This is a genomic window from Mesotoga sp. H07.pep.5.3, assembly GCF_002752615.1.
Lineage (GTDB): Bacteria > Thermotogota > Thermotogae > Petrotogales > Kosmotogaceae > Mesotoga > Mesotoga prima.
Genome location: NZ_AYTV01000017.1, coordinates 1 through 1,154, shown reverse-complemented (window position 1 = coordinate 1,154; position 1,154 = coordinate 1). Strand labels below are relative to the sequence as shown.

Below are 1,154 nucleotides of genomic sequence, written 5' to 3'. Positions count from 1 at the left end.
AACAAGCAACGGAGGTGCAGTTATGGAGATAGTTGGAATTGATTGGGGAAGAAAGAAGCATTACTGTTATCTTTTGCACCAGGGTAAGAAGTTAGTTTTAAAGAACAAGGAAGAAGATTTTGCGAAGCTTCTGAAGATAAAGGAGGCGGTCTATGTTATTGAGGATGGCAATAACAGGATCGTCGATTATCTTCTAAGGAACAACAGGCAGGTGTACATACTTCCAAGCAGGAGATCGAGCGAAGCCAGGTCATTCTTCGTGATAGAAGGCAAGAGCGATTTCATTGATTCGAAGGTAATAGCGATGACCTATGAGCATAACCCCGAATGGTGTTTGCAAGTGAAGAGGGAAGGGATAGCTTTTGAGCTGGATGTACTGGTTGAAGAGAACGCTGTGATAAATGTATCTATGATGCAGGATATAGGAAGGCTGGATGCATACCTTGAAAGGTACTGGCCGGAGGTGAAAGAAGTTTTCAGTGGCACTTCCGCCAGAAAACTGGCGTTTATATCCATCTGTCCTACTGCAAAAGACTTTCTCTCAATGTCTGATAAAGAGATACTCCAGAAGCTTAAAGAGATGGGTTTCCTGATAAATAGCAATCTCAAAAGCAAGCTGAAGGAGCTCAGAAAAATCGCGCTTGAAAGATATGTGCCAGCTTCCATAAGGACATTGATAGTCGCTTTCTCAAGGTACGCTATGGAGAAAAAAGTGATGAAGGAAGAGATAGGCAAGCAGATGAAAGAAATCATTGAGGAAAGCGAATTCAGTGTGCTTCTCACCTTACCTGGAGTGGGAGTAATAATCGCCAGCCAGCTCATAGTTGCCTACCTAACACACAAGTTCAGTTCCTACAGAGACCTTCAAAGGTACGCGGGAACTACTCCGACTTACTATGGAAGCGGTAACAAGAATACCACCAAGATGAGAAGTAACTGCAATCACTATCTCAGAGGGACTCTTCATATAGCCAGTCTTGCTGCAACAAATAGCTCTAAATGGATGAAAAGATTCTACGACAACAAAAAGAGCGAGGGCAAGAGCTCTGCTCATGCCCTCCGTGCATTGGCGAACACCATCCTCAAAATCGCCTTCGCCATGCTTAGGGATTTGACTCCCTACTCAGAAGAGAAATTCTTCAAGAGGAATCCTC

1 protein-coding gene is annotated in these 1,154 nt (G+C 43.8%); it reads left to right on the top strand.

All coding sequences use genetic code 11. The features are described 5' to 3' along the window. Window positions 1–22: 22 nt before the first annotated feature. Window positions 23–1,154, top strand: a 1,132-nt coding sequence (locus tag V513_RS07945) for a transposase (RefSeq protein ID WP_099772308.1), incomplete at its 3' end; no start/stop codon positions are given.